The sequence below is a fragment of the Cupriavidus pampae genome, assembly GCF_914271485.1.
Lineage (GTDB): Bacteria > Pseudomonadota > Gammaproteobacteria > Burkholderiales > Burkholderiaceae > Cupriavidus > Cupriavidus pampae.
Genome location: NZ_CAJZAG010000030.1, coordinates 1 through 2,743, shown reverse-complemented (window position 1 = coordinate 2,743; position 2,743 = coordinate 1). Strand labels below are relative to the sequence as shown.

1 rRNA gene is annotated in these 2,743 nt (G+C 53.4%); it reads left to right on the top strand.

The window, feature by feature from the left end:
* A 23S ribosomal RNA gene (locus LDO41_RS34085) occupies positions 1–2,649 on the top strand; the annotation flags it as partial.
* Positions 2,650–2,743 lie beyond the last annotated feature (94 nt).

Below are 2,743 nucleotides of genomic sequence, written 5' to 3'. Positions count from 1 at the left end.
AGTAGTGGCGAACGAAATGGGAAGAGCCTTGTACTCTTTAGCAGTGGTGTTAGCAGAACGGGATGGAAAGCCCGGCCATAGCAGGTGATAGCCCTGTATGCGAAAACACGATTGTGGAACTAGGTGTACGACAAGTAGGGCGGGACACGTGAAATCCTGTCTGAAGATGGGGGGACCATCCTCCAAGGCTAAATACTCGTGATCGACCGATAGTGAACCAGTACCGTGAGGGAAAGGCGAAAAGAACCCCGGGAGGGGAGTGAAATAGATCCTGAAACCGCATGCATACAAACAGTCGGAGCCTGGAAACGGGTGACGGCGTACCTTTTGTATAATGGGTCAGCGACTTACATTCAGTGGCAAGCTTAACCGATTAGGGAAGGCGTAGCGAAAGCGAGTCCGAACAGGGCGTTGAGTCGCTGGGTGTAGACCCGAAACCAGATGATCTATCCATGGCCAGGTTGAAGGTGCGGTAACACGTACTGGAGGACCGAACCCACTAATGTTGAAAAATTAGGGGATGAGCTGTGGATAGGGGTGAAAGGCTAAACAAATCTGGAAATAGCTGGTTCTCTCCGAAAACTATTTAGGTAGTGCCTCGTGTGTCACCTTCGGGGGTAGAGCACTGTCATGGTTGGGGGGTCTATTGCTGATTACCCCGCCATAGCAAACTCCGAATACCGAAGAGTGCAATCACGGGAGACAGACATCGGGTGCTAACGTCCGGTGTCAAGAGGGAAACAACCCAGACCGCCAGCTAAGGTCCCCAAGATTGGCTAAGTGGGAAACGAAGTGGGAAGGCTAAAACAGTCAGGAGGTTGGCTTAGAAGCAGCCACCCTTTAAAGAAAGCGTAATAGCTCACTGATCGAGTCGTCCTGCGCGGAAGATGTAACGGGGCTAAGCCAGTCACCGAAGCTGCGGATACGTACCTTTTGGTACGTGTGGTAGGAGAGCGTTCTGTAAGCCTGTGAAGGTGTCTTGTAAAGGATGCTGGAGGTATCAGAAGTGCGAATGCTGACATGAGTAGCGATAAAGGGGGTGAAAGGCCCCCTCGCCGTAAGCCCAAGGTTTCCTACGCAACGTTCATCGGCGTAGGGTGAGTCGGCCCCTAAGGCGAGGCAGAGATGCGTAGCTGATGGGAAGCAGGTTAATATTCCTGCACCGTCGTATGATGCGATGGGGGGACGGATCGCGGAAGGTTGTCCGGGTGTTGGAAGTCCCGGTCCCTGCATTGGAGAAGGCGCTCAGGCAAATCCGGGCGCGGGATTCAAGAGTGTGGGGCGAGCGGCCTTGTGCTGCGAAGCAATCGGAAGTGGTTCCAAGAAAAGCCTCTAAGCTTCAGTCATACGAGACCGTACCGCAAACCGACACAGGTGGGCGAGATGAGTATTCTAAGGCGCTTGAGAGAACTCGGGAGAAGGAACTCGGCAAATTGGTACCGTAACTTCGGGATAAGGTACGCCCTGGTAGCTTGACTGGCCTGCGCCAGAAGGGTGAAGGGGTTGCAATAAAATGGTGGCTGCGACTGTTTAATAAAAACACAGCACTCTGCAAACACGAAAGTGGACGTATAGGGTGTGACGCCTGCCCGGTGCCGGAAGATTAAATGATGGGGTGCAAGCTCTTGATTGAAGTCCCGGTAAACGGCGGCCGTAACTATAACGGTCCTAAGGTAGCGAAATTCCTTGTCGGGTAAGTTCCGACCTGCACGAATGGCGTAACGATGGCCACACTGTCTCCTCCCGAGACTCAGCGAAGTTGAAGTGTTTGTGATGATGCAATCTCCCCGCGGCTAGACGGAAAGACCCCATGAACCTTTACTGTAGCTTTGCATTGGACTTTGAACCGGTCTGTGTAGGATAGGTGGGAGGCTTTGAAGCGTGGACGCTAGTTCACGTGGAGCCGTCCTTGAAATACCACCCTGGTTTGTTTGAGGTTCTAACCTTGACCCGTGAATCCGGGTCGGGGACAGTGCATGGTAGGCAGTTTGACTGGGGCGGTCTCCTCCCAAAGTGTAACGGAGGAGTTCGAAGGTACGCTTGGTACGGTCGGACATCGTACCTAAAGTGCAATGGCAAAAGCGTGCTTAACTGCGAGACCGACAAGTCGAGCAGGTGCGAAAGCAGGACATAGTGATCCGGTGGTTCTGAATGGAAGGGCCATCGCTCAACGGATAAAAGGTACTCTGGGGATAACAGGCTGATACCGCCCAAGAGTTCATATCGACGGCGGTGTTTGGCACCTCGATGTCGGCTCATCTCATCCTGGGGCTGTAGCCGGTCCCAAGGGTATGGCTGTTCGCCATTTAAAGAGGTACGTGAGCTGGGTTTAAAACGTCGTGAGACAGTTTGGTCCCTATCTGCCGTGGGCGTTGGAATCTTGACGGGGGCTGCTCCTAGTACGAGAGGACCGGAGTGGACGTACCGCTGGTGTACCTGTTGTCTCGCCAGAGGCATCGCAGGGTAGCTATGTACGGAAGAGATAACCGCTGAAAGCATCTAAGCGGGAAACTCGCCTGAAGATGAGGATTCCCTGGAGGCTTGACCTCCTTGAAGGGTCGTTCGAGACCAGGACGTTGATAGGCTGGGTGTGGAAGCGCAGTAATGCGTTAAGCTAACCAGTACTAATTGCCCGTAAGGCTTGATCCTATAACCGGTGTGTCTTGCCCGGTGTATAGCGTTCCGCCAATGTGCCAGGCCACATACAGCACAACCTACCTTTACTACACCCAGATTCGTCGCG